General features: G+C 60.7%; 27 protein-coding genes. 8 read left to right on the top strand and 19 right to left on the bottom strand.

The genetic code is table 11. From position 1 onward, the window contains the following. Positions 1-11: 11 nt before the first annotated feature. Positions 12-1,466: a betaine-aldehyde dehydrogenase gene (betB, locus tag ACR0MO_RS10820; RefSeq protein ID WP_170623284.1), complete on the bottom strand. Its 1,455-nt coding sequence runs from the start codon at positions 1,464-1,466 to the stop codon at positions 12-14. Positions 1,467-1,654: 188 nt separating this feature from the next. On the opposite strand from betB, the gene ACR0MO_RS10815 reads away from it, so the two are divergent. Further along, complete coding sequence (locus tag ACR0MO_RS10815) at positions 1,655-1,984, top strand: hypothetical protein (RefSeq protein ID WP_170623286.1); 330 nt, start codon at positions 1,655-1,657, stop codon at positions 1,982-1,984. A gap of 3 nt (positions 1,985-1,987) precedes the next feature. Here the strand turns inward: ACR0MO_RS10815 and ACR0MO_RS10810 are convergent, their stop codons facing one another. After that, positions 1,988-2,500 carry a potassium channel family protein gene (locus tag ACR0MO_RS10810; protein ID WP_170623288.1) on the bottom strand — a complete coding sequence of 171 codons (513 nt, stop codon included), beginning with the start codon at positions 2,498-2,500 and terminating at the stop codon, positions 1,988-1,990. Positions 2,501-2,565: 65 nt separating this feature from the next. Further along, the gene (trhO, locus tag ACR0MO_RS10805; protein ID WP_170453576.1) at positions 2,566-3,471 is read right to left on the bottom strand and encodes an oxygen-dependent tRNA uridine(34) hydroxylase TrhO; all 906 of its coding nucleotides are present in this window, start codon (positions 3,469-3,471) and stop codon (positions 2,566-2,568) included. A 92-nt stretch (positions 3,472-3,563) separates the two neighbouring features. Here trhO and pncA point away from each other — a divergent pair, with 92 nt between their 5' ends. After that, positions 3,564-4,157, top strand: coding sequence for a bifunctional nicotinamidase/pyrazinamidase (pncA, locus tag ACR0MO_RS10800; protein ID WP_170453575.1), 594 nt, complete (start codon positions 3,564-3,566; stop codon positions 4,155-4,157). Here the strand turns inward: pncA and ACR0MO_RS10795 are convergent. Next, positions 4,154-4,684 (bottom strand): hypothetical protein, encoded by a 531-nt coding sequence (locus ACR0MO_RS10795; RefSeq protein ID WP_170453574.1) that lies wholly within the window; start codon positions 4,682-4,684, stop codon positions 4,154-4,156. The two genes, pncA and ACR0MO_RS10795, sit on opposite strands and share 4 nt — an antisense overlap. A 165-nt stretch (positions 4,685-4,849) precedes the next feature. On the opposite strand from ACR0MO_RS10795, the gene pncB reads away from it, so the two are divergent. After that, the gene (gene pncB / locus ACR0MO_RS10790) at positions 4,850-6,142 is read left to right on the top strand and encodes a nicotinate phosphoribosyltransferase (protein ID WP_170623290.1); all 1,293 of its coding nucleotides are present in this window, start codon (positions 4,850-4,852) and stop codon (positions 6,140-6,142) included. Here the strand turns inward: pncB and ACR0MO_RS10785 are convergent. The 5 genes from ACR0MO_RS10785 to ACR0MO_RS10765 all read right to left on the bottom strand — a co-directional run bounded on the left by ACR0MO_RS10785 (position 6,139) and on the right by ACR0MO_RS10765 (position 12,537). Then, positions 6,139-7,590, bottom strand: a complete 1,452-nt coding sequence (locus tag ACR0MO_RS10785; RefSeq protein ID WP_480891172.1) for an aldehyde dehydrogenase family protein — start codon at positions 7,588-7,590, stop codon at positions 6,139-6,141. The genes pncB and ACR0MO_RS10785 overlap by 4 nt on opposite strands. Before the next feature lie 35 nt (positions 7,591-7,625). After that, entirely contained in the window at positions 7,626-9,224 is a 1,599-nt protein-coding gene (locus tag ACR0MO_RS10780) for an ABC transporter ATP-binding protein (RefSeq protein ID WP_480891169.1), read from the bottom strand. After that, complete coding sequence (locus tag ACR0MO_RS10775) at positions 9,221-10,036, bottom strand: ABC transporter permease (protein WP_170521202.1); 816 nt, start codon at positions 10,034-10,036, stop codon at positions 9,221-9,223. Before ACR0MO_RS10775 ends, ACR0MO_RS10780 begins: the two co-directional genes overlap by 4 nt. Further along, positions 10,033-10,980, bottom strand: coding sequence for an ABC transporter permease (locus ACR0MO_RS10770; protein WP_480891166.1), 948 nt, complete (start codon positions 10,978-10,980; stop codon positions 10,033-10,035). The genes ACR0MO_RS10775 and ACR0MO_RS10770 overlap by 4 nt, the downstream gene beginning before the upstream one ends. Positions 10,981-11,049: 69 nt before the next feature. Beyond that, entirely contained in the window at positions 11,050-12,537 is a 1,488-nt protein-coding gene (locus tag ACR0MO_RS10765; RefSeq protein ID WP_480891163.1) for an ABC transporter substrate-binding protein, read from the bottom strand. A 171-nt stretch (positions 12,538-12,708) separates the two neighbouring features. On the opposite strand from ACR0MO_RS10765, the gene panB reads away from it, so the two are divergent. The 4 genes from panB (at position 12,709) to ACR0MO_RS10745 (ending at position 16,809) form a co-directional block, all read left to right on the top strand. Beyond that, the gene (panB, locus tag ACR0MO_RS10760; RefSeq protein WP_480891161.1) at positions 12,709-13,548 is read left to right on the top strand and encodes a 3-methyl-2-oxobutanoate hydroxymethyltransferase; all 840 of its coding nucleotides are present in this window, start codon (positions 12,709-12,711) and stop codon (positions 13,546-13,548) included. Next, complete coding sequence (gene panC / locus ACR0MO_RS10755; RefSeq protein ID WP_480891159.1) at positions 13,545-14,387, top strand: pantoate--beta-alanine ligase; 843 nt, start codon at positions 13,545-13,547, stop codon at positions 14,385-14,387. Before panB ends, panC begins: the two co-directional genes overlap by 4 nt. A 68-nt stretch (positions 14,388-14,455) precedes the next feature. After that, entirely contained in the window at positions 14,456-15,934 is a 1,479-nt protein-coding gene (gene glpK, locus ACR0MO_RS10750) for a glycerol kinase GlpK (RefSeq protein ID WP_480873113.1), read from the top strand. A 110-nt stretch (positions 15,935-16,044) separates the two neighbouring features. Beyond that, positions 16,045-16,809 carry a caspase family protein gene (locus ACR0MO_RS10745; RefSeq protein WP_480583679.1) on the top strand — a complete coding sequence of 255 codons (765 nt, stop codon included), beginning with the start codon at positions 16,045-16,047 and terminating at the stop codon, positions 16,807-16,809. A 48-nt stretch (positions 16,810-16,857) separates the two neighbouring features. On the opposite strand, the gene smpB is transcribed toward ACR0MO_RS10745, so the two are convergent. The 10 genes from smpB to ACR0MO_RS10695 form a co-directional block, all read right to left on the bottom strand. Beyond that, positions 16,858-17,334, bottom strand: a complete 477-nt coding sequence (smpB, locus tag ACR0MO_RS10740) for an SsrA-binding protein SmpB (protein WP_170453563.1) — start codon at positions 17,332-17,334, stop codon at positions 16,858-16,860. A 58-nt stretch (positions 17,335-17,392) separates the two neighbouring features. Beyond that, the gene (gene idi / locus ACR0MO_RS10735) at positions 17,393-17,935 is read right to left on the bottom strand and encodes an isopentenyl-diphosphate Delta-isomerase (protein WP_170453562.1); all 543 of its coding nucleotides are present in this window, start codon (positions 17,933-17,935) and stop codon (positions 17,393-17,395) included. 201 nt (positions 17,936-18,136) lie between these two features. After that, positions 18,137-18,550 carry a cytochrome c family protein gene (locus ACR0MO_RS10730; protein ID WP_170453561.1) on the bottom strand — a complete coding sequence of 138 codons (414 nt, stop codon included), beginning with the start codon at positions 18,548-18,550 and terminating at the stop codon, positions 18,137-18,139. A 114-nt stretch (positions 18,551-18,664) separates the two neighbouring features. Beyond that, positions 18,665-19,678: a P1 family peptidase gene (locus ACR0MO_RS10725; protein ID WP_480891157.1), complete on the bottom strand. Its 1,014-nt coding sequence runs from the start codon at positions 19,676-19,678 to the stop codon at positions 18,665-18,667. Between the two features lie 81 nt (positions 19,679-19,759). After that, positions 19,760-20,506, bottom strand: a complete 747-nt coding sequence (locus ACR0MO_RS10720; protein WP_170453559.1) for an SDR family oxidoreductase — start codon at positions 20,504-20,506, stop codon at positions 19,760-19,762. A gap of 57 nt (positions 20,507-20,563) precedes the next feature. Then, a complete protein-coding gene (gene arfB / locus ACR0MO_RS10715) occupies positions 20,564-20,983 on the bottom strand; it encodes an alternative ribosome rescue aminoacyl-tRNA hydrolase ArfB (RefSeq protein WP_170453558.1) in 420 nt (139 codons plus the stop codon). Positions 20,984-21,245: 262 nt separating this feature from the next. Continuing rightward, positions 21,246-21,890, bottom strand: coding sequence for a queuosine precursor transporter (locus ACR0MO_RS10710; RefSeq protein ID WP_170453557.1), 645 nt, complete (start codon positions 21,888-21,890; stop codon positions 21,246-21,248). A 91-nt stretch (positions 21,891-21,981) separates the two neighbouring features. Next, positions 21,982-22,866 carry an esterase-like activity of phytase family protein gene (locus tag ACR0MO_RS10705; RefSeq protein WP_170453556.1) on the bottom strand — a complete coding sequence of 295 codons (885 nt, stop codon included), beginning with the start codon at positions 22,864-22,866 and terminating at the stop codon, positions 21,982-21,984. Beyond that, positions 22,839-23,702, bottom strand: coding sequence for a penicillin-insensitive murein endopeptidase (gene mepA / locus ACR0MO_RS10700; protein WP_480891154.1), 864 nt, complete (start codon positions 23,700-23,702; stop codon positions 22,839-22,841). Before mepA ends, ACR0MO_RS10705 begins: the two co-directional genes overlap by 28 nt. Then, positions 23,699-25,066 (bottom strand): MFS transporter, encoded by a 1,368-nt coding sequence (locus ACR0MO_RS10695; RefSeq protein WP_170735725.1) that lies wholly within the window; start codon positions 25,064-25,066, stop codon positions 23,699-23,701. Before ACR0MO_RS10695 ends, mepA begins: the two co-directional genes overlap by 4 nt. Before the next feature lie 130 nt (positions 25,067-25,196). On the opposite strand from ACR0MO_RS10695, the gene ACR0MO_RS10690 reads away from it, so the two are divergent. Further along, on the top strand, positions 25,197-25,484 hold the full coding sequence (locus ACR0MO_RS10690; protein ID WP_170743634.1) for a YggT family protein: 288 nt from the start codon (positions 25,197-25,199) through the stop codon (positions 25,482-25,484). The last annotated feature ends 25 nt before the right edge of the window (positions 25,485-25,509 follow it).

Raw genomic sequence — 25,509 nt, 5'->3', positions numbered from 1 at the left:
GCGAAACTCACTTAGTACGGAGCCTCAACGTCGTTCATGGACACGTAGACCGTCTTCATTTCGCTGAAATGGTTGATCGCCAGCTTTGAATTCTCGCGCCCGACACCTGACATTTTTGATCCGCCAAAGGGCGCTTCGACCGGGGCCAGGTTATATGTATTAATGTAGCAGGTCCCCGCCTCGAACCCGGCGACGATGCGGTGGGCGCGGGTCAGGTCATTGGTAAAGACCCCGGCGGCCAGACCAAACTCGGTGTCATTGGCGCGGGCCAGAACCTCGGCCTCGGTGTCGAAATCCAGAACCGACATGACCGGGCCAAAGATCTCCTCGCGCGCGATGGTCATGTCGTCGGTGACGTCGGCGAAAACGGTGGGCTGCATGTAGAACCCGTCGCCCTCGATCCGCTTGCCGCCATAAACCAGACGCGCGCTTTCGGCCTTGCCCTTTTCGACATAGCCTAGCGCGATGTTCATCTGGTTTTCGCTGACCATGGGGCCGAAATTGACCTCTTCGTCCAGCGGGTCGCCGATTTTGGCAGTGGCCAGACGTTCGGACAGGCGGGTCAGGAACGCCTCTTTGATGCCCTTTTGCACAAACACACGGGTGCCGTTGGAACAGACCTGCCCCGAGGAATAGAAGTTGCCCAGAATCGCGCCCGAGACAGCGTTTTCGATATCGGCGTCGTCGAACACGATCATCGGGGATTTGCCGCCCAACTCCATGGTCACGTGCTTCATCCCATCTGCCGCAGCGGCATAGACCTTACGGCCCGTCGGCACCGACCCGGTCAGCGAGACCTTGGCCACGCGCGGATCGGTCACCAGCGAGGCACCCACATCGCCATAGCCCTGCACCACGTTGTAGACCCCCTTGGGCGCGCCCGCTTCGATCAGAATCTCGGCCACTTGCAGCGCCGACAGGGGCGTGGTTTCCGAGGGTTTGAAGATCATCGTATTGCCGCAGGCCAGCGCCGGGGCCCCTTTCCAGCAGGCGATCTGGGTCGGATAGTTCCACGCACCGATGCCAACGCAAACGCCCAGCGCCTCGCGGATGGTGTAGACGAAATCGCCGCCGCCCAACGGGATATGCTCACCGGTCAAAGACGCAGCCAGACCTCCGAAGTATTCCAATGCGTCGGCACCGCTGGTTGCATCGGCCACCAGCGTTTCCTGCAGGGGCTTGCCGGTGTCATGGGTTTCAAGGATCGACAATTCGCGATTGCACTCGCGCATGATATCGGCGGCCCGGCGCAGTACCCGGCCGCGCTCGGTTCCCGACATCGCCGCCCATTCCGCCTGAGCCGTTTTTGCGCTATTTAGAGCCATATTTACAATATCTGGCGTGGCCGAGTGCAGGCGTGCGATGACCTCTCCGGTCGCCGGGTAGATGACGTCAATCGGCGCGCCGTTGGTGTCTTCGACATAGACACCGTTGATGAAATGACTGGCCTTGGGTTGAAACTTCATACCGGGTTCCTCTTGGTCTGATGCGCCAATGCACTGCGCGAGGGGCAGTTTATCCCGGCCTATCGGTTGTTGATTGATCAGTCAATAAAAACCGCACAACGGCAAGATGACGCCTGCGCGCCAAGGGCTACCCTTGAAAATCTTGGTTAATGTTCTATTTATGTTCTACATAGTCAGAGGATCGACCGATGACCCAGAACACGCGAAATTCAGCCCTTGGAGGCTCGAGCAACGACTACCACCTGCTTCCGGTCACGGACCGGCAAATGCGCTATGCCCAAGCGATTGCTGAACGGTCGGCATTGGAAATCCCAGTCGACGTGCAGCGTGACCGAAAAATGCTGTCAGACTGGATATCGGCGCACAAACCCCGTGCGACCTCGCAATTCGACAACTACCCGACCGGCAAACAGGTCGCCTTTGCCGAGCGTATTTCGCGCAGCAAGCGACGCCCGATCCCGTCTGAGTGCTTTCGTGACAAGCGAATGATGTCGCGTTGGATTGATCAGAACAAATAGGCTCTAATTCGGGTCATTTTGACCGTGATTGCGCGCGTAAAGCGCAACCGCAGCAGCAACGAACATTCCCAGCAGAATGTATCCGGTCACCGCTTCGGCCACGGCAAGACCACGGCACAACCCCGTCGGGGACATGTCACCGTATCCGACGGTGGTGAAGGTCACGTAGGAGAAATACAGAATATCCGCCGGACCCTGCGCGCCAATCACGCAGTTGTCGTTGTATCCAAACGCACCATACACAGCGGCGAACAAGAACGGCACGACCTGAATGAACGAAACGCCCATCAGGAACAGCAGCCGACGCGGCGATTTCACCTGTGTCATGTAGTACCAGGATTGCGAAACGATCCAGAGCAGCAGACCGACCGAGGCAATCGAGCCGATGGTATCCCCGGCTGTTGCTTCACTCAGGCGCGACAACCCGAACCAGGCCAGAAAGCTAGCCAGCACCAGCCCCAGCGCGGCCAGAAGGGTGGATTTCCATTCAGCAAGGGTTGTGGGTTCGCGGTGCATGGACACTCCGTCAGGCTGGTCTGCCTGCGATCATCCGGTCTAAGCCGCGGGCCTGCAAGCCGAATTTAATCGGAACCCAAGTGTTCAACACCACGTTTGCGCGCCAGCAGGATCTGCTTTTGCCGTTCGCGAAAGCGCGCCTTGTCGGCCTCTGAAGTCTCATCGATACAGCGATGACAGGTCACGCCGTGTTCGTATTCGGGTCGCTTCATATCTTCGGGCAGGATCGGGCGGCGGCAGCCATGGCACAGCTTATGAGGGCCTTCGACCAGCCCATGCCCCACCGAGACGCGATTGTCGAACACAAAGCATTCACCCTGCCAGGTGCTGTCCTGCTTTGGCATCTCTTCCAAATAGCGCAGGATGCCGCCTTTCAGGTGATAGACATCCTCGACCCCCTGCCCCAGCAGGTAGTTGGTCGATTTCTCGCAGCGGATACCGCCGGTGCAGAACATGGCAACGCGCTTGTTGTGGAAGCGGTCCTTGTTTTCTTCCCACCAGGCGGGAAATTCGCGGAAACTGGCGGTTTCAGGGTCTATTGCGCCCTCAAACGTGCCAATCGCCACCTCGTAATCGTTACGCGTGTCGATCACCACCACATCGTCGGACCGGATCAGGTCGTTCCAGTCCTCCGGCTCGACATAGTTGCCGACGCGCGCGCGCGGGTCGACATCGGGCTGGCCCATGGTCACGATCTCTTTCTTCAGGCGCACTTTCATCTTGCCGAATGGCGGATGGTCTGCAGTCGCCTCTTTCCACTCAAGGTCCGCGCAGCCGGGCAGCGCCTTGATATGCGCCAGCACCGCATCGATCCCGGCGCGCGGGCCTGCGATGGTGCCGTTGATCCCCTCTTGCGCCAGCAGCAAGGTGCCTTTGACCGACTGGGCGCGGCAAAGCTCCAGCAGCGGGTCGCGCAGGGCGGCATGATCCGAAAAGCGGGTGAAGTGATAGAGGGCAGCGATCGTATACATGCGCGCGATCTAAACCCGCGCGCGCAGAGTCGCAAGGGACCGGATTGACGCCCCCCGCACCACGCCGTACCGATAGATCAAAGGAGACCGCGATGACCCACGCCCTGATCGTAATCGACGTCCAGAACGATTTCTGCCCCGGTGGCGCGCTGGCCGTCGCAGGCGGGGATGAGGTCGTGGCCCCGATCAACGCCATGATGGGTGATTTCGACGCCGTGATCCTGACGCAGGACTGGCATCCGGCGGGTCATTCCAGCTTTGCCAGCTCACACACCGGCAAATCCCCGTTCGAGGTGATCGAAATGCCCTATGGCCCGCAGGTCCTATGGCCCGATCACTGTGTTCAGGGCAGTCAGGGGGCCGAATTTCACCCCGACCTGCGGACCGATGCGGACCTGATCATCCGCAAAGGGTTTCGCAGTGCCATCGACAGCTATTCAGCCTTTTTTGAAAACGATCAGACAACGCCAACGGGCCTGAAGGGGTATCTGGAAACGCGGGGCTTGTCGCGCGTGACTCTGGTTGGGTTGGCCACGGATTTCTGCGTGCATTACTCGGCAGTGGATGCGGCGCGACTGGGTCTGGATGTCACCGTCCGGCTGGATGCCTGCCGGGGCATCGATATGGACGGGTCGATGGCGGCAGCCGAACAGGCGATGCGTCAGGCCGGGGTCAAACTGGTTTAACTCCCGGCACCCGCCGCTTCGAGGAATTTGAACAGCACAAACAGGATTACGGCCAAACCAAGGGCGAAGCCGATCCGCCCCGGAACCGCGCGCCGTTTGGACCGGCTGACCGGGGTTGGCATCGGAGGCTGAACAACAGGCTCGGATCGCATAACGCCCTGCACCGGGCGCGCCCGCTGGACGTGATCCAGAAACTGCATGAAATCGAACTCGCCACTGTATTCGCCCTGAACGCCCTGACTTTTGATACTGGCGAACAGCGCCGACAGGATGCGTTCGCGCTCGGGCTGGTCCGCAGGTGGGTAGACGTCAGGCGCAATTCCACTGTCATGCGCCGCCAGCCCGAAGCCCGCATCCTGAAACATCTTGCGGATCTTGGGCGACGCCCCGCGCAGCGCATCAGACGTCTTAACATCCCGAAACAGCGCAATCACCTGACCCCCGTCCGGACCAGAGGTCGGCGGCGCGTCAGGCGTTTGTTCGTCCAGTGCTTTCCTTACAATATCAAAGTCGTACCGAAGACTCATACACCACTAACAGCCTTATTCTTCCATCCCACACCCTCACTAATCGGTGATAAGACCAAACAATATGCCCGCTTTGTGACGTCAAGCGGGCATTGTCACCAGATCAGCGACTCTTGCCATTCCCCGTGCTGATTGATCTAACAACGGAAATCGCAGGAGTTCCCCATGGTCGATATCGCGACCCGTGTCTACAACCACAAATGGAAGATCGACCCGATTGTTCGGTCTTTGATCGACACAGATTTCTACAAACTGCTGATGTGCCAGTCAGTGTTTCGAAATAAGCCTCAAACAAATGTGGAATTTTCACTGATCAACCGGTCGAATCACGTGCCTTTGGCCAATTTGATCGACGAAGGAGAGTTGCGGGAACAACTGGATCACATCCGTTCGCTCAGCCTCAGCCGTGGGGAAAGTACCTGGCTGCGGGGCAATATGTTCTACGGCAAACGGCAGATGTTCCGGTCAGATTTCATGGAGTGGTTCGAGAACACACGCCTGCCGCCCTATCATCTTGAGCGGAAGGGTGATCAGTATGAGCTGACGTTTGAGGGCAAATGGCACGAGGTCATGTTGTGGGAAATCCCCGCTTTGGCCGTATTGATGGAACTGCGCTCGCGCGCCGTGCTGAACCAGATGCGCCGGTTTGAATTGCAGGTGCTCTACGCTCAGGCCATGACGCGGTTGTGGGAGAAGATCGCGCAGCTTGGCTCGATCGAAGGGCTGGGGATTGCGGATTTCGGGACAAGGCGGCGGCATTCCTTCCTGTGGCAGGATTGGTGCGTTCAGGCGATGATCGAAGGCCTGGGGTCATCCTTCACCGGCACTTCGAATTGCCTGATCGCCATGCGGCGCGAGGTTGAGGCCATTGGCACCAACGCCCACGAACTGCCCATGGTTTATTCCGCGCTGGCCGACACGGATGAGGAATTGGCGCAGGCCCCCTACGATGTCCTCAGCGACTGGCATGATGAGCATGACGGCAATCTGAGGATTATCCTGCCCGACACCTACGGCACCAAAGGGTTTCTGGATCGCGCACCCGATTGGCTGGCCGGCTGGACCGGGATCCGGGTCGACAGCGGCGATCCCGCTGCCGGGGCCGAAGTGGCCATCGACTGGTGGAAATCCCGCGGTGAGGATCCGACGCAAAAGCGGATCATCTTTTCGGACGGATTGGACGTGGACAAGATCAAGGAATTGCACGGCCAGTTTGCGGACCGCGCCAATATCTCCTTCGGTTGGGGCACTCTGCTGACAAATGACTTTCGCGGTCTGGTACCGGGCGACGCGCTTGCGCCGTTTTCACTGGTGTGCAAGGCGATCTCGGCCAACGGGCGACCGACGGTCAAATTGTCGGACAACCCGGAAAAGGCGATGGGACCGGCGGATCAGATCGACCGTTACAAACGGGTGTTTGGGGTTGGCGCGCAGAAGGCAATCGAGGTGATCGTCTAGCCGTGATAGGCCGCAACGGTCTTGAGTTGCGAAAAGCCATAGAGCGCCTCGAACCCTTTTTCGCGACCGTGACCGGATTTACCGACCCCACCAAATGGCAATTCGACGCCGCCCCCGGCACCATAGTTGTTGATAAACACCTGACCCGAGCGCAGACGTTTTGCCAACCGCATCTGCCGCGCGCCATCGCGTGTCCAGATACTGGCGACAAGGCCGTAGTCGGTGCTGTTGGCAATGGTTAGAGCCTCATCTTCCGTGTCGAACGGGATCAGAACCTGAACCGGGCCGAATATCTCATCCTGCGCCAAAACGTGATCGGGGGGCACGTCCGCGAACAGGGTTGGTCGGACATAGGCCCCGGCCGCTGGCGCGTTGGCGGTGATCTGCCCCTGCGCGGCGATGGTCAGATCCCCGCCTTTCGCCAGAAACCCCGAGACGATGGTCTTTTGCCGGTCCGAGATCAGGGGGCCCACCCGCAGATCATCCATCGCCGGACCCACGCTCAGTTGGCCATAGGCATCAGTCATGCGCACCCTGACCTGATCATAGACGCCACGCTGCACCAGAATGCGGGACGAGGCCGAACAGGTTTGCCCTGCGTTCTGAATGCCTGCATTGACCAGAAACGGCAGGGCCGCGTCCAGATCGGCGTCGTCAAAGACCAGTTGCGGTGATTTCCCGCCCAGTTCCAGCGTCACGGGGATCACATTTCGCCCCGCCGCCTGCTGCACCAAAGCGCCCGTCGCAACCGAACCTGTAAACGAGATATGGTCAACGCCTGGATGCCCGGATAGCGCGGCCCCGGCCTCGGCCCCCAATCCGGGCACGACATTCAGCGCCCCGGCAGGCAGCCCGGCCTCGGTCGCCAGATGGGCAAAGGCCAGCGCGGTCAGGCAGGCCTCTTCCGCCGGTTTCAGGACACAGGCATTGCCCATGGCCAGCGCCGCCCCGACCGAACGGCCAATGATTTGCATCGGATAGTTCCAGGGCACGATATGACCCGTCACGCCATGCGGTTCGCGCAGCGTGTAAACCGTGTAGCCGTCCAGATACGGGATCGTCTCGCCCATCACCTTATCCGCCGCGCCACCGTAGAACTCGCAATAGCGCGCCAGGGCGACGGCATCCGCCCGCGCCTGAGTCAGCGGTTTACCAACATCCATCGCCTCCAACACGGCCAGATCCTCCACCCGTTCCTGAACCAACCGCCTCAGGCGGCTCAGGATGCGCCCCCGCTCGAACGCGGGCATTTGGCCCCAGTCGCCGTCCAACGCAGATCGGGCCGCCGTGACTGCCGCATCCATATCTGCGGCACCACCCCGCGCGATGCGGCAAATCTCCGATCCATCGGACGGGTTGACCAAGGGCAGCGATTGTCCCCCGTCCGGCAACTGCCATATGCCTCCGATCAGACAGAGGCTGGGATCAAACCAAATCGGGTCGGTCATCGGAAGCTCCTATTTCGGCTCTAATATGGGAAACCTCATGCGGCACCCTTCCCGATCTCAGGCAATTGCGGCGCGGCCGAGATCAGTTTTTGCGTGTACGGATGACGCGGGTTGGTGAAGACTTGCTCGGTTTCGCCCTGTTCAACAATCTTCCCGGCCTGCATGACCATCACCCTGTCCGTAATTGTGCGCACGACGCTCAGGTCGTGACTGATGAACAGGTAGGTCAAATCATAGGCCGAGCAAAGTTCGGCCAACAGATCCAGAATCTGCGCCCGGACCGAAACGTCGAGGGCCGAGACAGCTTCGTCAAACAGGATCAGTTCTGGGCGGATGATCAGCGCACGGGCGATGGCAATCCGCTGCCGCTGCCCGCCCGAGAATTCGTGGATGTACTTGTCGGCATCCTCAGGACGCAGCCCCACGGCGGTCAGCATTTCGGCAATCCGATCCTGCCGCTCTGCCCCCTTGGGAGGGGTGTCAAGCAGGTGAAAAGGTTCCGTAATCAGCCGGGCAACGCGGTGGCGCGGGTTGAAACTGCCATAGGGGTCCTGAAACACCACTTGCATCTTGCGGCGCACCGCCGGGTTGGGTTTGTGGCCTGAAAAAACCGGCTGACCTTCCAGCCGGATGTCACCCGATTGAACCTCTTCCAACCCCAAAATAGCCCGCGTTAGGGTCGATTTCCCGCATCCGGACTCTCCGACCAGCCCCAGCCGCTCTCCCCGGTTGAGGGTGAAGCTGACGCCATCCACAGCACGGGTATGGCCCGGCGCGTCGAACAGGCCTTTGCGGGGCAGGCGATAGTCGCGGATCACCTGCGTGACCTCCAGCAACGGGTGCGGCTGCTGGGCGTCGGGCAGTGCCACCTGATGGTTCGACGCCTCGAACAGCATCCGCGTATAGGGGTGCTGCATATTGCGCAGCAAGTGATCCGTCGCACCGCTTTCGACCACTTCGCCATGGCGCATGACCACGATCTGATCCGCCATATCGGCGACAACGGCCAGATCATGGGTAATCATCAGCAGACCCATGCCGTATTCGGTCACCAACCCCTTGAGCAGGTCCAGAATCTGGGCCTGAGTGGTCACATCCAGCGCCGTTGTCGGCTCATCCGCGATCAGCAATTTGGGGCGCAGGGCTATGGCCATGGCGATGACCACGCGCTGACGTTGCCCGCCCGACAGCTCGTGCGGGTAGCGGGACAAGGGGAAGCGATCCGGTGGCAGGCCGACGCGCGTCAGCACTTCCTGTGCCCGCTCCCGCGCTTGCGCGGGGGGCATTGCTTTGTGGATCAGAATGGTCTCCATCACCTGGTCGCCGATGGTCTTGACCGGGTTCAGCGCGGTCATCGGTTCCTGAAACACCATCCCGATCGAGGCGCCGCGCAAGGCACACATCTCAGCCTCGGACCGGTTCAGAATTTCTTGCCCATCCAGCAAAATCGAGCCGCCGCTGTCGGCCCCGTTTGGCAACAACTGCATCACGGCCAGCGCGGTCATCGACTTGCCCGAGCCGCTTTCCCCGGTCACTGCCACGATCTGACCGGGCGCAATCATCAGGCTGACCTGTTTCAGAATCTCGACCCCGTGGATACCCAGGGACAGGTTTTCGATCCGCAGCAAACTCATGCCCGCGCCACCCGGATTCTGGGGTCTAGCCAGTCGCGCAGCCCATCGCCCAGCAGGTTCAGCCCCAGCACGGTGACGATGATCGCCAGACCCGGAATCAGAGCCAAATGCGGGGCGAAACTGACCATTGTCTGCGCGTCTGCCAGCATCCGACCCCAGCTTGGCGTGGGCGGTTGCGCGCCAAGACCAACGTAGCTCAAGCCCGCCTCTGCCAGAATGCCCAGGCTGAACTGAATGGTGCCCTGCACGATCAGCAGGTTGGCGACGTTAGGCAGGATATGCTCCACCGATATCCGCGCCGCGCCCTTGCCCGAGACACGGGCGGCGAGGATGAACTCGCGCTCCCACAGCGACAGCGCGGCCCCTCGGGTGATGCGCGCGAAAACGGGGATGTTGAAGATGCCGATGGCGATGATCGCGTTGATGGCTCCGGCCCCGAAAACGGCCGTGATCAGGATTGCTATGACGAGCGAGGGGAAGGCAAAGACCAGATCATTGCCGCGCATAATGACCTCATCCAGCCACGACCCTTTGCGTGCCGCCGCTGTCAGACCCAGCGGCACGCCCAAGCCGATGCCAATCCCAACTGCGACCAGTGCCACCGCAATCGACGTCCGCGCGCCGACCATGATCATCGAGAACATGTCGCGCCCGAAATGATCGGTGCCGAACCAGTGCTGCGCGCTGGGCGGCTGCAATTTCTGCGGAATGTTCAGAGCCGCAAAATCATACGGCGTCCAGACAAAAGACACCAACGCCGCCAGCAGGACCAACGAGGACAGCACCGCGCCAAGGATCAGGTTGCGGCTCATGTCCGGCTCCTTAGCCTTGGGTCAACGGCGGCATAGGCCAGATCGACCAGAAAGTTCACCGTGATGACAGCGAAGACCAGCAGCATGACTACCGATTCCACCACGATCAGGTCACGGGCCGAGATTGCCTGAAACACCAGCCGCCCGAGGCCGGGCAGGTAGAAGACCTGTTCGATGATGATCGACCCGGCCAGCAGGAACGAGAATTGCAGCCCTATAATGGTCAGCACCGGGATCAGCGCATTTCGAACCCCGTGCCGCCACAGCGCCTGACGGCGGGACAGACCCTTGGCGCGGGCGGTGCGCATGAAATCCTCGCCCAGAATGTCCAGCAAGGACGACCGCATCACACGCGCCAGAATGGCCGCTTGCGGCAGGGCCAGGGCAATCGCGGGCAGGGTCAGGGAATGCATACCGGTCCAGAACCCTTTGTCCCAGCCTGCAAACCCGCCCGCATTGAACCAGCGCAGGTTGATGGCAAAGATCAGGACCAGCATCATCGCGAACCAGAAGTTCGGCACGGCGATGCCCAGTTGCGTGGCTCCCATCACCGTCAGATCGCCGGGTTTGCCCCGGCGCGCGGCAGCGTAGATGCCTGCCGGAAAGGCGATCAGGGTCGACAGGGTCAGCGCATACAAAGCCAGTGGCAAGGAGACCCAAAGCCGATCCGCAATCATCTGCGAGACCGGCGTGCGGTAGGTGTAAGAGGTGCCGAAATCCCCCACCAGCATCCCACCGACCCAGCTGAAATACCGCTGTACTTTGGACCCGTCCAAGCCCAACTCGGCCCGCAGCGCAGCCAGCGTATCCTCTTGCGCGTTCACACCCAGCATGAACGAGGCCGGATCGCCCGGCGCGATCTCGATCACGGCAAAGATCACCACCGAGGCGACAGCAAGGCTGATCATCAAAGAGATCAGTCGTTTGAGAGCGTATCCGAGCATTTCCGGTCTGTATTAAGGTCATATGTCTGGCAGGCCGATACGATGAGCCTGCCAGTCAGAAACACCAGTTTACTCGGCCCAACTGATCGCCGTCAGATCAATCGCCGCCGTGGGCGCGTTCTGCCACAGCCCCTGCACGCCAGCCTTGGCCACGCCCAGTTTGGCCAGTTGGAACAGGTATCCGTTGACATAGTCGCTGGCGATCAGGCGTTGTGCCTCGCCCATCAACCGGGTGCGTTCGTCCGGGTCGGTTGTGGTGTTCAGCAGATCCATCAGCGCCTGAAAATCGGTGCTGTCATATTGGAAATAATAGTCAGGCCGCGCATAGATACCGATATCCATCGGCTCGGTATGGCTGACGATGGTCAGGCCGAAATCCTTGCCTTTGAACACCGATTCCAGCCATTGCGCCCATTCGACATTGATGATCTCGGCGGTAATCCCAACCTCGGCCAGTTGTGCTGCGATGATCTCTCCACCCCGACGGGCGTATGACGGAGGCGGCAGGTGCAAAGTGGTCTCGAACCCCTCCGCATATCCGGCCTCGGCCAGCATCGCTTTGGCCTTTTCCGGGTCATAAGCCGACTGACCCGTCAGATCGACATAGGCCGGGTGATGTGGCGCGAAATGAGTACCGATGGGCGTGCCATAGCCAAACATCGCCCCGTCGATGATCGCCTGACGGTCAATTGCATGGGCCAGCGCCTGCCGGACGAGGATATCGTCAAACGGGGCCTGCTTGTTGTTGGTGGACAGAATCGTTTCCCCCTCGGTCGAGCCGACAAGGACCTGAAAGCGCGGATCAGCTTCGAACTGAGGCAGATTCTCGGGCGCGGGGAAATTGTCGAACACATCCACATCCTCGGCCATCATGGCGGCAAAGGCAGCGGTCGGGTCCGAGATGAACTTGAAGGTAGCAGTCTCCAACGCGGGCTGATCGCCCCAATAATCGGGATTGCGGTTCAGTGTGATACTGTCGCCCTGCACCCATTCGCCAAAGGTAAAGGCTCCGGTGCCGACGGGGTTGGTCTTGATGTCCTCGATGCTTTCGGATGCGACGATCACCGCGTCGCCCCAGGCCATGTTGAACAGGAAATTGCCGTTTGGCTCGGACAGAATGACCTTGACGGTCAGCGGGTCCACCGCCTCGACGCTTTCAATCCCGGCAAACAGGGCTTTCTGTGCGTTGGCGCTGTCATCGGCATTGGCGCGGTCCAGACTGAACTTGACGTCCTCGGCATCCATCGTGCTACCGTCATGGAAGGTCACACCCTCACGCAGCTTGAACGTATAGACGGTGCCGTCATCCGAGATTTCCCAGCTTTCCGCCAGCCCCGGCACGACCGAGCCGTCGCCCATGAACCGGGTCAGCCCTTCGAAGATATTGGTGTAAACCACCGAATCGATTGCCTGCGCGGCAGCACTGGTTGGATCCAGATGCGGCGGTTCCAACTGCATCGCAATCGTAATGTCGGACTTGGCCATCGCGCCCGTTGCCAGCAATCCGGCGCTCAGCGCAAGCACCGAGCCAAAGGTTCGAAACACCTGCTTTGTCATGAAAATCTCTCCCCGTTGAAGTCAACGTAACCGTGTTTGTGCGGGTTATTCCTGGGCCAGTGTTCCTCTAAACCTTGGGTCATTCAAGGAAATGTTCGCGCAACCGGGGTTTCTATGGCCCTGCCTGATCTGTTATGCCGCGCTGCAACATGAACCCCGCGAGGAGCGAGCATGAGCGCCACCGCCCGCAAGAAAGCCCCGAACGCCCAGGATATTCGCGCCCGAAAAGGCGGCGAGCCCCTTGTCAGCCTGACCGCCTATACCACGCCAATGGCCCGGCTGATGGACGCCCATTGCGACTTTGTTCTGGTCGGGGACAGCGTCGGCATGGTGCTGCACGGGCTGGAATCGACCCTTGGCGTGACGATGGAGATGATGATCCTGCACGGTCAGGCCGTCGCGCGCGGCTTGAACAGCGCGATGATGGTCATCGACATGCCCTTTGGCAGCTACGAGGAAAGCCCGGCGCAGGCGTTCCGCAACGCCGCCCGCCTGATGGCGGAAACCGGCGCGGGTGCGGTCAAGCTGGAAGGCGGCGTTGAAATGGCCGAGACCATCCGCTTTCTGGTCAAGCGCGGCATTCCGGTGATGGCGCATATCGGCCTGACGCCGCAGTCGATCAACACGCTGGGTGGCTACAAGGTGCAGGGCCGGGATGAGCAGGCCGAAGCCGTTTTGGCCGATGCCCATGCGGTGACGAACGCGGGCGCATTTTCCGTCGTTTTAGAGAAGGTGCCGCAGGGTCTGGCCGATCAGATCACGGGTGAGGTCGCGATCCCGACCATCGGCATCGGTGCATCTGCCGGGTGTGACGGGCAGATTTTGGTAGTGGACGACATGGTGGGCTTTTTCACAGCGTTCAAACCGAAATTCGTCAAACGCTATGCCGAGCTTGGTCCACTGGCCGAGGCTGCAATCGCCGAATACGCCGCCGAGGTCCGCGCGCGCAGCTTTCCGGCAGCCGAGCATGTCTTTGCCGATCAGGCCCCCGCCAAGGGCACCAAATCATGACCGCACCGATCCTGCGCCGTCTGGCTGACCTGCGCGCGCTGACCACCGAATGGCACCGCAAGGGCGAAACCATCGGCGTTGTGCCCACCATGGGCGCGCTGCATCAGGGCCACCTGTCGCTGGCCGAGGCCGCGCGGGAAGGCACCGACCGGGTGATCGTCACCATCTTTGTGAACCCCAAACAGTTCAACAACCCCGAGGATTTGGCCAATTACCCGCGTACCGAACTTGAGGACGCGGAAAAGCTGGCCCCCTACGGCGTCGATGCAATCTATGTGCCCGAGCCCGACGAGATCTATCCGCAAGGCTTTGCCACCAATGTCTCGGTCACCGGCCTGACCGACGTGCTTGAGGGCGAATTCCGCCCCGGCCACTTTGACGGCGTCGCCACCGTGGTCGCCAAGCTGTTCCTGCAAACGCAGGCAGATCGGGCGTATTTCGGGGAAAAAGATTATCAGCAATTGCTGGTCGTACGCCGCATGGCGCGCGATCTGGACATTCCGATCGAAGTGATCGGCTGCCCTACGGTGCGCGAGCCTTCGGGGCTGGCCATGTCCTCGCGCAACCTGCGCCTGTCGCCCGAAGCGCTTGAGGTGGCCGCGCATCTGAACAGGGCGATGCGGGACATCGCTGGCGCATTGAAAACCGGCGCAGAGTTTGGTCCGCTGGTGAAACAGGCGCAGGCCGATCTGCTGGCAGCGGGGTTTTCGCAGGTCGAGTACCTCAAGCTGCATTGCGCCGAAACGCTTGAGCCGCTGCCCCATCCGGATCGCCCAGCCCGCCTGCTGGCCGCCGCCTGGCTGAACGGAATCCGCCTGATCGACAATATTCCCGTCTGAACGCTCTGGCCCGAGCGTCATTGTTTGCGCTAAAGTCCCGCAAAACGGTTTGGGAGAGGCGCGCAGGCATGACCTATATTCTGGCAATCGATCAGGGCACCACGTCCTCACGCGCGATATTGTTCGATGCGCAGATGAACCGTGTCGGAACGGCGCAGCGTGAATTTCCACAGCATTTCCCGCAGGAAGGCTGGGTTGAGCATGATGTCGAGGATATTTGGGACAGCGTCCTGACCGTCTGCCGCGAGGTGATGGAGACCAGCAAGGTCTCAGCCGACCAGATCGCCGGGATCGGCATCACCAACCAGCGCGAAACCACCGTGGTCTGGGACAAGACCACCGGCAAGGCGATCCACAACGCCATCGTCTGGCAAGACCGTCGCACCGCCGAGATCTGCGCCCGCTACAAACAGGCCGGGTGCGAAGATGACGTGACCGCCCAGACCGGGCTGCTGCTGGATCCCTATTTCTCGGGCACCAAGGTCAAATGGCTGCTGGACACCGTCGATGGCGCGCGCGACCGGGCCGAGGCCGGAGAGCTGCTGTTCGGCACCATCGACAGCTTTCTGATCTGGCGTCTGACCGAAGGGCGCAGCCACGTGACCGACGCCACAAACGCCGCCCGCACCCTTTTGTTCGACATCCACAAGGGCGCGTGGAGTGCAGAGATTTGCGAGCTTCTGGATGTGCCGTTGGCGATGCTGCCGCAAGTGCTGGATTGCGCGGCGGATTTCGGCAGCACGTCGCTGCTGGGCGGCAATATCCCAATCCTGGGCGTCGCGGGGGATCAGCAGGCCGCCACCATCGGGCAGGCCTGTTTCCAACCCGGCATGATGAAATCGACCTATGGAACGGGATGTTTCGCGCTGCTGAATACCGGCACGCAGCCTGTCGCCTCGAAGAACCGCCTGCTGACCACCATTGGCTATCAATTGGACGGGCAGAGGACCTATGCGCTGGAAGGGTCAATCTTCATCGCGGGGGCTGCGGTGCAGTGGTTGCGGGACGCGCTGAAAATCATAGATGCCGCCCCACAAAGCGGCGATCTGGCAGCGCAGGCCGATCCGACCCAGCATGTGGTGCTGGTTCCCGCCTTTACCGGGCTTGGCGCGCCCTATTGGAAACCCGACTGCCGGGGCGCGATGTTCGGACTGACCCGCAACTCGGGCCGGGCCGAAATTGCCCGCGCCACACTGGACAGCATCGCCTTCCAAACTCGCGATCTGTGGCACGCCATGCAAGGCGACTGGGGCGCCGAGGCCGATGTGATCCTGCGCGTCGATGGCGGGATGAGCGCATCGGACTGGACCATGCAAGGGCTGTCAAACTGCCTGGGCGCGCCGGTGGACCGTCCGGTGATGCAGGAAACAACCGCTCTGGGCGCGGCCTGGCTGGCCGGGATGAGAGCAGGTGTTTACCCCGATCAGGCCGGGTTTGCCGAGACATGGCAACTGGACAAACGCTTTGAACCGGAGATGGCGCAAGAAGCCCGCGACGCCGCCTATGCCCGCTGGCAACGCGCGGTACAGGCAGCGATGGCATTTTAATGGGATGAGCAAGGGTGGCGGTTGGTTTCTGCGGCTCTATCCTTGTGCTTCGGGCGTTACCGGTGAAGCAAAACCTGAATGACGTTTACCCATAAAACCTGGAGGCCGAATTGACGCGTATTTTTGCAGCATTTTATATCGTGACCGCCCTGTTAGCAGGGCCGTCAGCGGCGCATGAACGGTTTGCATTGGTGATTGGGAATGCCGGATACACAAATGTCCCGGCGCTCGACAACCCCGTGAACGACGCGCAATTGATGAGCTATGAACTGCGCAACGCCGGTTTCTCGGTCACGACGCTGACAGATGCGAACCGTGCAGAGATGATGCGCGAAGTCGAAACCTTTGCCAGCAAAGTACGCGCGGCGGGGTCCGAGGCGTTGGCCGTATTCTATTTCGCGGGGCACGGGGTGCGCAGTGATGGTTTTAACTATCTTCTTCCGCTGGGTGTGAACATTCAGTCCGAGGCTGACATAGCGGGCGAAGCCGTCCCGGCAGAATGGGTTTTGGATCGCTTTCACTCGCCACAGGCTGTAAGCGTTATGATCCTTGACGCCTGCCGCGACAATCCGTTCAGCAGCCAATCGGACGTGGTCCTGGATGTGGGCGACGGGCTGGCGCGTATGACCGCACGCACGAACAACCTGATCGCCTATGCCACAGGACCCGGTGACGTTGCACTTGATGGGACCGGAACCAACAGCCCTTATACAGCAGCGATTGCGCGCGGGATCGGGACCTCTGGCCTGTCCCTCGATCAGCTGTTTGATCAGGTGCGCTCGGACGTTATCAGCGAAACGGATGGCGTCCAGTCCCCCTGGGCGCGGTCGTCGCTGAACCTTAGGATCGGTATGAGAGACCCGACGTCCAACTGATTTAGGCTTTCAGCCCAGGGCTTCGCAGTGGTCGGGGTGTCCCCCACCCTAGCTGTGATCTTTCATCAAACGCTGCTTTTGCCGTGACCAGTCGCGCTTGGCCTGCGTTTCTCGCTTGTCGTGCAGCTTTTTACCCTTGGCGATGCCGATCTTCAGCTTGGCCCGGCCCTTATGGTTAAAATACAGAACCAGCGGCACCAGCGTCATACCCTTGCGCTGGGTCGCATTCCACAGGTTGGACAACTCCTTGCGTGAGACCAGCAGTTTGCGGCGGCGGCGTTCTTCGTGTTTGAACACCTTGGCCTGCTCATACGGTGCGATGTAGCTGTTGATCAGCCACAGCTCTCCGTCATCGACCGAGGCATAGCTTTCGGCAATGTTCGAGCCACCGGCCCGCAGGGATTTGACCTCGGAGCCTTCCAGCACGATGCCGCACTCGATATCCTCTTCGATTGCGTAATCGAAGCGGGCGCGCCGGTTTTCGGCAATCACTTTGTAATTCGGGTCGGTCTTCTGCTTGGCCATGACGCGTTGATTTAGGCCGCTTGCAGCAGCCATGCAAGGTAAGGATGTGCCCTGCGCCTCAGGATTTTGCGGAAATGATCAGGTCGGGGCCAAAAATCGTGTCGGCATGGTTGTGCAGATAGATCTTCAGCCAGGGCGTGAACCGGTCAGGGTGGCGCTGCACCTCGGCCAGCAGATCGTGATAGTCGATCCAGCGGATCTCCATCACCTCGTCCGGGTTCGGCTCGATCTTCAGCGGGCCGCGCACATGGGCCAGAAAGACATCCACCACCTCATGTTCGACCATATCGTTGCCGACATCGGCGTGATATTCCAGCCGGTGGCGGTATTCCGGGTAAAGACCGGTGATCCCAAGCTCTTCCCGCAAGCGGCGCACGGCACACGTCGAGGCGTTTTCGCCCCAGTCGGGATGGGTGCAGCAGGTATTCGCCCACAGGCCAGGCGTGTGATATTTGCCCAGCGCGCGCCGCTGCAGCAAAATCTCGGTCCCGCGAATAACGAAAACCGACACCGCCTTGTGCCTGAGGCCTTTCTGATGTGCCTCCAGCTTGTCTACTGGGGTCAGTTCGCCATCAACCCAGGCCGGGATCATGATTCCCATCGGTCGTCTCCTGCTGCCGATCCGTAGGACGGGGGAAGTAAAAAGAAAAGCTAAGGCCGGATCGGCTTGGCGTCGCGGCCCCGTCGGAGTGTTGTTTCGCCACGTGAGGTCAAACTGGCAACGTTAAGGCCAGTTATCAAGCGCACGAAAGGCCGCGGGGCTGCGGCCTTTCGTCATGTCACCCGTTATGAACGTGTGAATTTATTCGCCAGAGACGCTGACGATATAGGCAAAAACGTCCTCGGCCCCGGATTTCAGCTTGAAGGTCATTTTCGACTTGGCCGCGGTGTCATCCAGATAGTCTTTCAGGAACGCCTTGGGGTCCTGCGAATAGGCGACAAAGGTTTCCTCGTCCCAGACCAGCCCGTTTTCACCGGCGGCGACGATGCTGTCGCCATATTTGAACCCTTCATAGGTGCCAGCGGTCCGGCCTGCGACGCCGTACAGGTTGGGTCCGGTCTTGCCGCCTTTCACGATCACTTCGCCCGCGGGGTCAGCGATCAGGTGGCAGGATTTACACTTGTTGAAGGCTTTCTTGCCGGCCTCGGCATCACCTTCTGCATAGGCTGGCAGGGCCAGCAGGCCGACAATTGCGGTAGCGAGGATACGATTCATTGTCTTAGCTCCGATACGAAATTGGCTGCACCGAATGGACCGTCGGTGCAAAAAAGAGTCAACCGGCAGATTGCCGCGTGACGACACTCTGCCACTGCGACATAGAGGCTGTCCTTAACTTAAGTCATGTAACACGGACCAACAGGGCAACAGATCGCCTTGTGCCGGGGTCGCCAGATAAACCGCGCGCGCAATGGCACGTGCCAGGCAGATCGAAGCTGCGTGGCCGATCATCCCAAGCTCGGCGTCAGAGGACAGTGCCTTTGCCCCGGTATTGACCCCAAAGACCAGATCGCCGTCGCCCGGCGTATGCGCCGGCAGAACAGCGCGGGCGATGCCGTCATGGGCCGCCACGGCAACGCGCTGGCACTGAGGTTTGGACAAAGCGGCATCGGTGGCGACAATCGCGATCGTGGTGTTTGTTTTCTCGGGATCGCCGCGCATCGCCTGTGCCTTGCGACTGGGGGGCGGACGGCCCAGACCGGCATTGGGATCAGGGCCTAAACCGCCGTATTCATCCCCGATTTCAAACGGCGCCGCCCAGAAATGACGCTCACCCGGTGTGGTGACGCTGCCCAGCGGGTTGGCCGCAACCAGCGCGCCAACGGTGATACCGCTTTCCAGCACCAGCGAGGCGGAGCCCAGCCCGCCCTTGTGCATCGCCGCCAGAGCACCCGTGCCTGCGCCCGCCGTACCCAGCGCGAAGTCTTCGCTGGCGTTTTCGAACGCGCTGCGCCCCAATGCGCGATAGGGGTTTTCCTCCCACTCCTTGTCGCCGCCATTCAGCAGATCGAACAGGATCGCGCCCGGCACGATCGGAACCACAGTGTCCCCGACCGGAAACCCCCGGCCCTGCGCCCGCAGCGCATCGGAGACGCCCGAACACGCATCCAGCCCGAAGGCCGAACCACCGGACAGCGCAATCGCATCAACCCGTGTAACCGATTTGTCCGGCGCAAGCAGATCGGTTTCGCGCGTTCCCGGCGCGCCGCCCATCACATGGACCGAAGCTGTGAAGGCCGCATCCGCCGTCAGGACGGTTGTGCCGGATTTCAGCGTGCCATCCTGCGCGTTGCCGACCCGCAGGCCAGGGACATCGGTGATCAGGTTTCTGGGTCCAGGGGTCATTGATTTTGTCGAGGTTGGGGCCGGGAAGCGCGCAGGCGCGCTGCCTCCGGCGGGGATATTTTTAGCCAGATGAAGAGCGGATCAGATGCAACGGCCACCGTCGACCTCCAATGCGGTTCCGGTGATCATGCTGGCTTCGTCCGAGCACAAGAACAGGGCGGCGTTGGCCATGTCCTCGGGGGTCGAGAAGCGGCCGAGCGGGATTGTTGAGAGAAACTTGGCGCGAATCTCGGGCGTGTCTTCGCCCATGAAGGATTTCAATAGCGGGGTTTCACCCGCCACCGGGCAGATCGCGTTCACCCGCACACCAGAGGGGGCGAGTTCAACGGCCATGGTCTTGGTTGCGGTGATCATCCAGCCCTTGGAGGCGTTATACCAGTTCAGGTTAGGGCGTGGCGACAGGCCTGCTGTGGAGGCGACGTTGAGGATAGCCCCCGCGCCGCGGGCCTTCATCGCGGGGACAAAGGCGCGGGCGGTCAGGTAGACGGATTTCATGTTCACATTGAAGACGCGTTCAAAGTCATCCTCGCTGACATCTTCCAGCGGTGTGGGCAGATGCGTGACGCCCGCATTGTTGACCAGAATGTCGAGATGTTCGTATGTGGCATAGGCTGCATCGGCCATGGCCTGGACCGAGACACGGTCACCCACATCCACCTGCTGCGCCAAGGCGTTTGGTCCAAGTTGCGCGGCCATGTCCTGCGCTGCGTCGCCGTTTATATCGGCGATCATCACACGGGCCCCTTCGGCCAGAAACTTCTGTGCGATCCCTGCCCCGAACCCGGACGCCGCGCCGGTCACGATTGCGGTTTTTCCGTCCAGCCTCATGATGTTGCCCTCCTGCCTGTCAGGGGCAGAGTAGCAACGCATCGCAAAGATGCCAGATCATTCTTCCGACACTTTGCCACGCAGCGCCTTGACGTCACCACGCGCCTTTTTCGCTGCCAACCGCCGTTTGACCGACCCATAGGTCGGTTTCGTCGCGACCCGCCGTTTGGGTTTGACCAGCGCGCGGGCGATCAGTTCGGCCAGTCGGGCGCGGGCAAGTTCGCGGTTGCGGGCCTGAGATCGGGTTTCTTCGCATTGGATGATGATCGCGCCATCCTTGGTCCAGCGCCGCCCGGCCAGCCGTTTCAGCCTGTTCTTCACCGGGTCGGGCAGTGAAGGCGAGCGCGCGGCTTCGAACCGCAACTCGACGGCGGTGGACACCTTGTTGACGTTCTGCCCGCCGGGGCCAGAGGACCGCACGAAGCTTTCCGTCATTTCCCAGTCCTGCAGGGTGATCTCGTCGGTGATGCGCAACATGAGGCGGACCTTACAGGGACCGCACAGAAACAGAAAGGGCCGCCCCGGCGGGACGGCCCTTCGAAAGTTCAGGAGGTCGGGTCGGTTAGATCAATCGACCAGCCGGAGCGAGCGCTCCGCCAAGGGCTGCCCTAGCAGGCGATCCCCCCGGTTGTTCCGACACCTCTCTCCAATCTCTTTCTCGACACTGGATCACCTCCTTTTCTATCTGTTGCGGTTGAAAAGGATGGTGGCACAAGTTGTGCCATTCTCCAAACGTTTTTTACGCGGGCTGCGCAGTCAGGCGGGAAACAATCACCTTGAACGGAATCAGCGCGATCAGCGCCAGGGACAGTTTCACCAGCCAATCGGCAAAGGCCAGTGTGACCCACAGGGGGGCCATCGGGCCGGACAGCATGAAGGGCACAGGCTCCCACGCCCAGCTGATGGCTGCGTCTGCGCCAGCACCGAAGACCGTAACCGAGGCCGAGAAGGCGAGGGTAAAGAAGATCGCAGTGTCCAAAGCCGAGCCCACAAGGGTTGAGACTAGCGGCGCGCGCCACCAGCGACCGCCGCGCATCGCATTGAAGATGGTCACATCGGTCAGCTGTGCGATCAGGAAGGCGGTACCCGACGCGACTGCGATCCGCAGCGGTACGGCGGTATAGGTGAAGCCGTCCCCTTGCAGCACGATCTGGCTGCCGATCAGCGAGCAGATGATACCGGTGACAAACCCGGCAAACACGACCTTGCGGGCCGGGCCCACGCCATAGACGCGGTTCATGATGTCAGTGACCAGAAAGGCCAGCGGATAGGTGAAGGCACCCCAGGTCAACAGCCCGTCAAGGATCAGGAACTGGACCAGGATGTTCGAGGCCACGACAATGGCGGCCATGGCAAGAATGCCGGGAATAAAGCTGCGTTGCATATTTTGATGCCCGTTTTGACAAGGTAGCGGCGACTTGGCCAAGGGCTCATCCCAAGGCAAGCCGTGCGTTTAGACCTTTGCCTGCGGCCTGTCAATCGGGCAGCAGGTATTCCACCAACTCGGTCCGTTGCAGCGCCAGAAAGTTGTCATCCGAGATCATGGTGGCGCGCAATCGGCCCTGTTCATCGCGCCAGACCGACAGCCCTTCGAGGTTGTCATGCGCGCCTTTGCCTGTCTCAATCAGGGTTTCTTCGGCCTTTGGCGTGTCATCAGAGACATCCCACCGCCGCAGGCGCGACCGAAAGCCGGTTATGGAAGCGGTGCGTTCCAACACATAAAACCGCCCATCCGGGCCGAAATCGCCAGCCACAGGCCGGAAATCCCCGCGTTGCAGCAGGACAAAGGGCGTAGACCACGCGCGCCCATTCCAGCGATAGACAGGGATGTCCCCCTGCGCCGTGCGGCTTTTCTCGGTCAGGGTATAAAGGCGACCCTGATCGTCGATTGCCAGCCCTTCGAACGAGCCGTTGCGATCCAGACCGTCAAACGCCTTGGGCCGGGGCAAGACCTGGGCCCTTGTTCCCGGCGCCGGGTAATAAGCCACGCGATGCACGCCTTCGAACGAAATATAGAACCCGCCATCCGGCGCCATTGCGATGCCTTCGGAATCCCCCGCATAGCCCAGCATGATGCGGCCCGCGCTGGACAGAACAGGCCATTGGCCCAGAATTCGGATGTCGGTGATCTGATCCCCGTCACGGGCGATGCGGGCCGTGACCAGCGTTGCCCGGTCGCTGAGCACCGTGATGTGAGTGCCGTTTTCCGACATATGGATGGCCGAAAACCCGCCGAACCATTCGGCGTTATGCCTCCAGACATAGCTGCCAAGTTGCGTGGCGGTTTTGACCTCAACGGCCCCGACCGATCCCGCAATAGCCGCCGCTGCTATCAGTTGGACGACAAAACGGCGGCGCATTGCTGGGGTAAATCAGCCAGAACATACTCCCGGCGTTTCTTGGGGGCTGGGGCGTTCGGGTCGGGTGGCGGAGGGTTGAGGATGTTGTTCACCCATTCCTGCGCCTGAGCGCACCCGTCGCCCCGGGGCGGCGGATCCTGATTGACGCAACCACGCGATCCGCGCGGGCATTTCAGACGGACGTGGAAGTGATAGTGATGCCCCCACCACGGCCTGATCTTGCGCAGATAGGCGCGGTTGCCTGTCTCGTTGTTGCACATCTGAACCTTGGCACCGGGAAAGACAAAGATCCGCGCCACGCGTTTGTCTTTGGCAGCTTCACGCAGGATCGCGTGGTGCTGAGGGGTCCAGTTGCCGTTCACAAAGGCCCCGCCAGAGCGGCGTAGGGAGATGGAAGAAAGGTTCTCGCGCGCAGTGCGGCTAAGGCGCATATCACCGCCGGGCAGCATCCAGATATCGATGTCCAACCCAAGTTGATGCGAGCGATGGCCCGAGGTCATCGGCCCGCCCCTCGGCTGGCTGATATCCCCGATATAAAGGCCGTTCCACCCCGGTTGTTTGGCGGCAAAACGGCTGAGGTCCTGCACGTAGTCGATTGCCTCTGGATGGCCCCAGTTTCGGTTCCGCGACAGCCGCATCGCCTGCCATGTGGGTCCGGTTTCCGGCAACTGCACTGAACCGGCAGCACAGCCGCGCGAATAACTGCCGAAAGCGGCAGGTTTTTGCTGTGAACTGGCCCTCTGCGCGCCAAATAACTGTTTGGCCAAAGGCTCGGCCGCTGCTGTACTTGCCAGGGTAAGCGCGGCCAAAACTATTAAAAAACGTCGTAAAATCATCTGCTCTGATCCCCTTCCGGTTTCACCCAGCGCATTAGGAACAGCCCCAGAATAAACAACAGGACGATGGGTGACACCCCCAGTCGCGCGCTGCCAGTCACGGTTGTGGCAATCCCGATCAGCAGCGGCGCGGCAAAGGCTGTGGCGCGACCCGACAGACCATAAAGCCCAAAGCTTTCAACCGGGGTGGCGGGATCCGTGTGGCGCACCATCATCGAGCGGCTGGCCGATTGCAGAATCCCCCCCATGCCGCCGATCAGAACGCCGCAGCCAAAGAACACCAGATCCGGCAGGTTGGACCCTTCGGGCAGGCTGATGCCATAAATCTGCGTCCGGTCCATCATCACCACGGTGGCGCAGACAAAGATCAGCACCCAGATCGCGGTCAAAATCACCGGTTTAGGGCCGTATTTCCGATCCATCTTGCCGCCGATCCAAGCAAAGATGGCCGAGGCCAGAACGCTGACGATCCCGAACACGCCGATCTTGATCAGATCCCATTCCAGCACCAGCCGTGCGTAAACGCCGCCAAAGCTGTAAAGCCCGTTCAGCGCGTCGCGGTAGAACATGGACGAACCCAGATAAGCCGCCAGACTGCCCCGATGACGCAAGGCGGCGATCGACTTGCCCAAAAGGCGCAACGCCTCTCCGACGCTGCCCTTCTTTTCGGTTTGCGGATCATCGCGCACCCACAGGAAATAGGGCACCATGAACAGAACGAACCACCCGGCGGTGAACGGACCGACAAAACGCGTGCCCTCGCGCGCGGCGGCGTCCAGCCCGAACAATGGCTCCATTCCGATCAGGGTCTTGCCATTGGGCTGTTCCACAAACAGCGCCAGCATGATCGCGAGCGAGATCAGACCGCCGAAATAGCCGAACGCAAAGCCCGAGCCGGAAATCTCGCCCACTTCGTTATCGTCCCCCAGATCGGGCAGCTGAGAATTGATGAAGATCAGCGCATATTCTGCGCCCACAAAGCCCAGGCCAAAGGCCGACAGCATCAGCCACATATTCGAGCCATCGGGCAGCGTGTACCACAGCGCAGCCGAGCCCACCGCGTACATCACCGAAAAGGCAAATATCCAGGGGATGCGCCGCCCCGACACATCCGCCATTGCGCCCAGCAAGGGCGCTCCGAACGCGATGATCAGACCGGTGATGGTCAGGCAGTTTGCCCAGACCGTCTGCGCCTGCGCGGCGGCGGCCTCGGCACCCAGCCCGGTATTGGCGTAATACCCGGCGGCGACCCCTGCGAAATAGGGGCCGAACACAAATGTCACCAGCAGAGTGTGATAGGGCTGGCTGGCCCAGTCGAAAAACCACCATCCCCAGATGCGCTTGCGCTTGGAAATCTCTGCCATGACTGCCCCTGTTCTTCTTTGTCTTCATAAGACGGGGCTTTGTTCCAATTCGCAAGCATTCAGTTGGCGCAGGCTTGCTCTTTGCGACAGGGGCGCTTAGGTCTCTGTTCGGTGAAAGAACGGAGTGCCCATGCTGTCGCTGATCCAAATCCTGCTGCTGATCCTGGACATTGTCTGGTTCATCATCCTCGCCCATGTGATCATGAGCTGGCTGATCAACTTTCAGGTGCTGAACCTGCATCAGCAACTGGTCGCGCAAATCTGGTACGGCCTGAACCGCATTCTCGAACCGATTTATGGCCCGATCCGCCGCTTTCTACCCGCGATGGGCGGACTGGACCTGACGCCGTTGGTGGTGCTGGTCGGCGTCTATGCACTGCGGATCATTCTGATCAACAATGCGGTCTATTTCTACTGACCTCTTGTTCACCGAATCTTAGTAT

The sequence above is a fragment of the Ruegeria sp. K5 genome (assembly GCF_056531805.1).
This window is presented reverse-complemented; position numbering and strand designations above follow the sequence as displayed.

What these genes read in the sequence shown, in the direction of transcription:
- ACR0MO_RS10810 (WP_170623288.1), bottom strand. Translation starts at nt 2,500, where the DNA reads ATGCACCGCGAACCCACAACCCTTGCTGAATGGAAATCCACCCTTCTG.
- panB (WP_480891161.1), top strand. Translation starts at nt 12,709, where the DNA reads ATGAGCGCCACCGCCCGCAAGAAAGCCCCGAACGCCCAGGATATTCGC.
- panC (WP_480891159.1), top strand. Translation starts at nt 13,545, where the DNA reads ATGACCGCACCGATCCTGCGCCGTCTGGCTGACCTGCGCGCGCTGACC.
- smpB (WP_170453563.1), bottom strand. Translation starts at nt 17,334, where the DNA reads ATGGCCAAGCAGAAGACCGACCCGAATTACAAAGTGATTGCCGAAAAC.
- ACR0MO_RS10775 (WP_170521202.1), bottom strand. Translation starts at nt 10,036, where the DNA reads ATGAGCCGCAACCTGATCCTTGGCGCGGTGCTGTCCTCGTTGGTCCTG.
- ACR0MO_RS10720 (WP_170453559.1), bottom strand. Translation starts at nt 20,506, where the DNA reads ATGAGGCTGGACGGAAAAACCGCAATCGTGACCGGCGCGGCGTCCGGG.
- ACR0MO_RS10780 (WP_480891169.1), bottom strand. Translation starts at nt 9,224, where the DNA reads ATGAGTTTGCTGCGGATCGAAAACCTGTCCCTGGGTATCCACGGGGTC.
- pncB (WP_170623290.1), top strand. Translation starts at nt 4,850, where the DNA reads ATGGTCGATATCGCGACCCGTGTCTACAACCACAAATGGAAGATCGAC.
- ACR0MO_RS10725 (WP_480891157.1), bottom strand. Translation starts at nt 19,678, where the DNA reads ATGACCCCTGGACCCAGAAACCTGATCACCGATGTCCCTGGCCTGCGG.
- ACR0MO_RS10695 (WP_170735725.1), bottom strand. Translation starts at nt 25,066, where the DNA reads ATGGCAGAGATTTCCAAGCGCAAGCGCATCTGGGGATGGTGGTTTTTC.
- ACR0MO_RS10730 (WP_170453561.1), bottom strand. Translation starts at nt 18,550, where the DNA reads ATGAATCGTATCCTCGCTACCGCAATTGTCGGCCTGCTGGCCCTGCCA.
- glpK (WP_480873113.1), top strand. Translation starts at nt 14,456, where the DNA reads ATGACCTATATTCTGGCAATCGATCAGGGCACCACGTCCTCACGCGCG.
- idi (WP_170453562.1), bottom strand. Translation starts at nt 17,935, where the DNA reads ATGGGAATCATGATCCCGGCCTGGGTTGATGGCGAACTGACCCCAGTA.
- ACR0MO_RS10705 (WP_170453556.1), bottom strand. Translation starts at nt 22,866, where the DNA reads ATGCGCCGCCGTTTTGTCGTCCAACTGATAGCAGCGGCGGCTATTGCG.
- ACR0MO_RS10785 (WP_480891172.1), bottom strand. Translation starts at nt 7,590, where the DNA reads ATGACCGACCCGATTTGGTTTGATCCCAGCCTCTGTCTGATCGGAGGC.
- ACR0MO_RS10795 (WP_170453574.1), bottom strand. Translation starts at nt 4,684, where the DNA reads ATGAGTCTTCGGTACGACTTTGATATTGTAAGGAAAGCACTGGACGAA.
- ACR0MO_RS10815 (WP_170623286.1), top strand. Translation starts at nt 1,655, where the DNA reads ATGACCCAGAACACGCGAAATTCAGCCCTTGGAGGCTCGAGCAACGAC.
- pncA (WP_170453575.1), top strand. Translation starts at nt 3,564, where the DNA reads ATGACCCACGCCCTGATCGTAATCGACGTCCAGAACGATTTCTGCCCC.
- ACR0MO_RS10690 (WP_170743634.1), top strand. Translation starts at nt 25,197, where the DNA reads ATGCTGTCGCTGATCCAAATCCTGCTGCTGATCCTGGACATTGTCTGG.
- ACR0MO_RS10765 (WP_480891163.1), bottom strand. Translation starts at nt 12,537, where the DNA reads ATGACAAAGCAGGTGTTTCGAACCTTTGGCTCGGTGCTTGCGCTGAGC.
- betB (WP_170623284.1), bottom strand. Translation starts at nt 1,466, where the DNA reads ATGAAGTTTCAACCCAAGGCCAGTCATTTCATCAACGGTGTCTATGTC.
- arfB (WP_170453558.1), bottom strand. Translation starts at nt 20,983, where the DNA reads ATGTTGCGCATCACCGACGAGATCACCCTGCAGGACTGGGAAATGACG.
- ACR0MO_RS10710 (WP_170453557.1), bottom strand. Translation starts at nt 21,890, where the DNA reads ATGCAACGCAGCTTTATTCCCGGCATTCTTGCCATGGCCGCCATTGTC.
- ACR0MO_RS10770 (WP_480891166.1), bottom strand. Translation starts at nt 10,980, where the DNA reads ATGCTCGGATACGCTCTCAAACGACTGATCTCTTTGATGATCAGCCTT.
- trhO (WP_170453576.1), bottom strand. Translation starts at nt 3,471, where the DNA reads ATGTATACGATCGCTGCCCTCTATCACTTCACCCGCTTTTCGGATCAT.
- mepA (WP_480891154.1), bottom strand. Translation starts at nt 23,702, where the DNA reads ATGATTTTACGACGTTTTTTAATAGTTTTGGCCGCGCTTACCCTGGCA.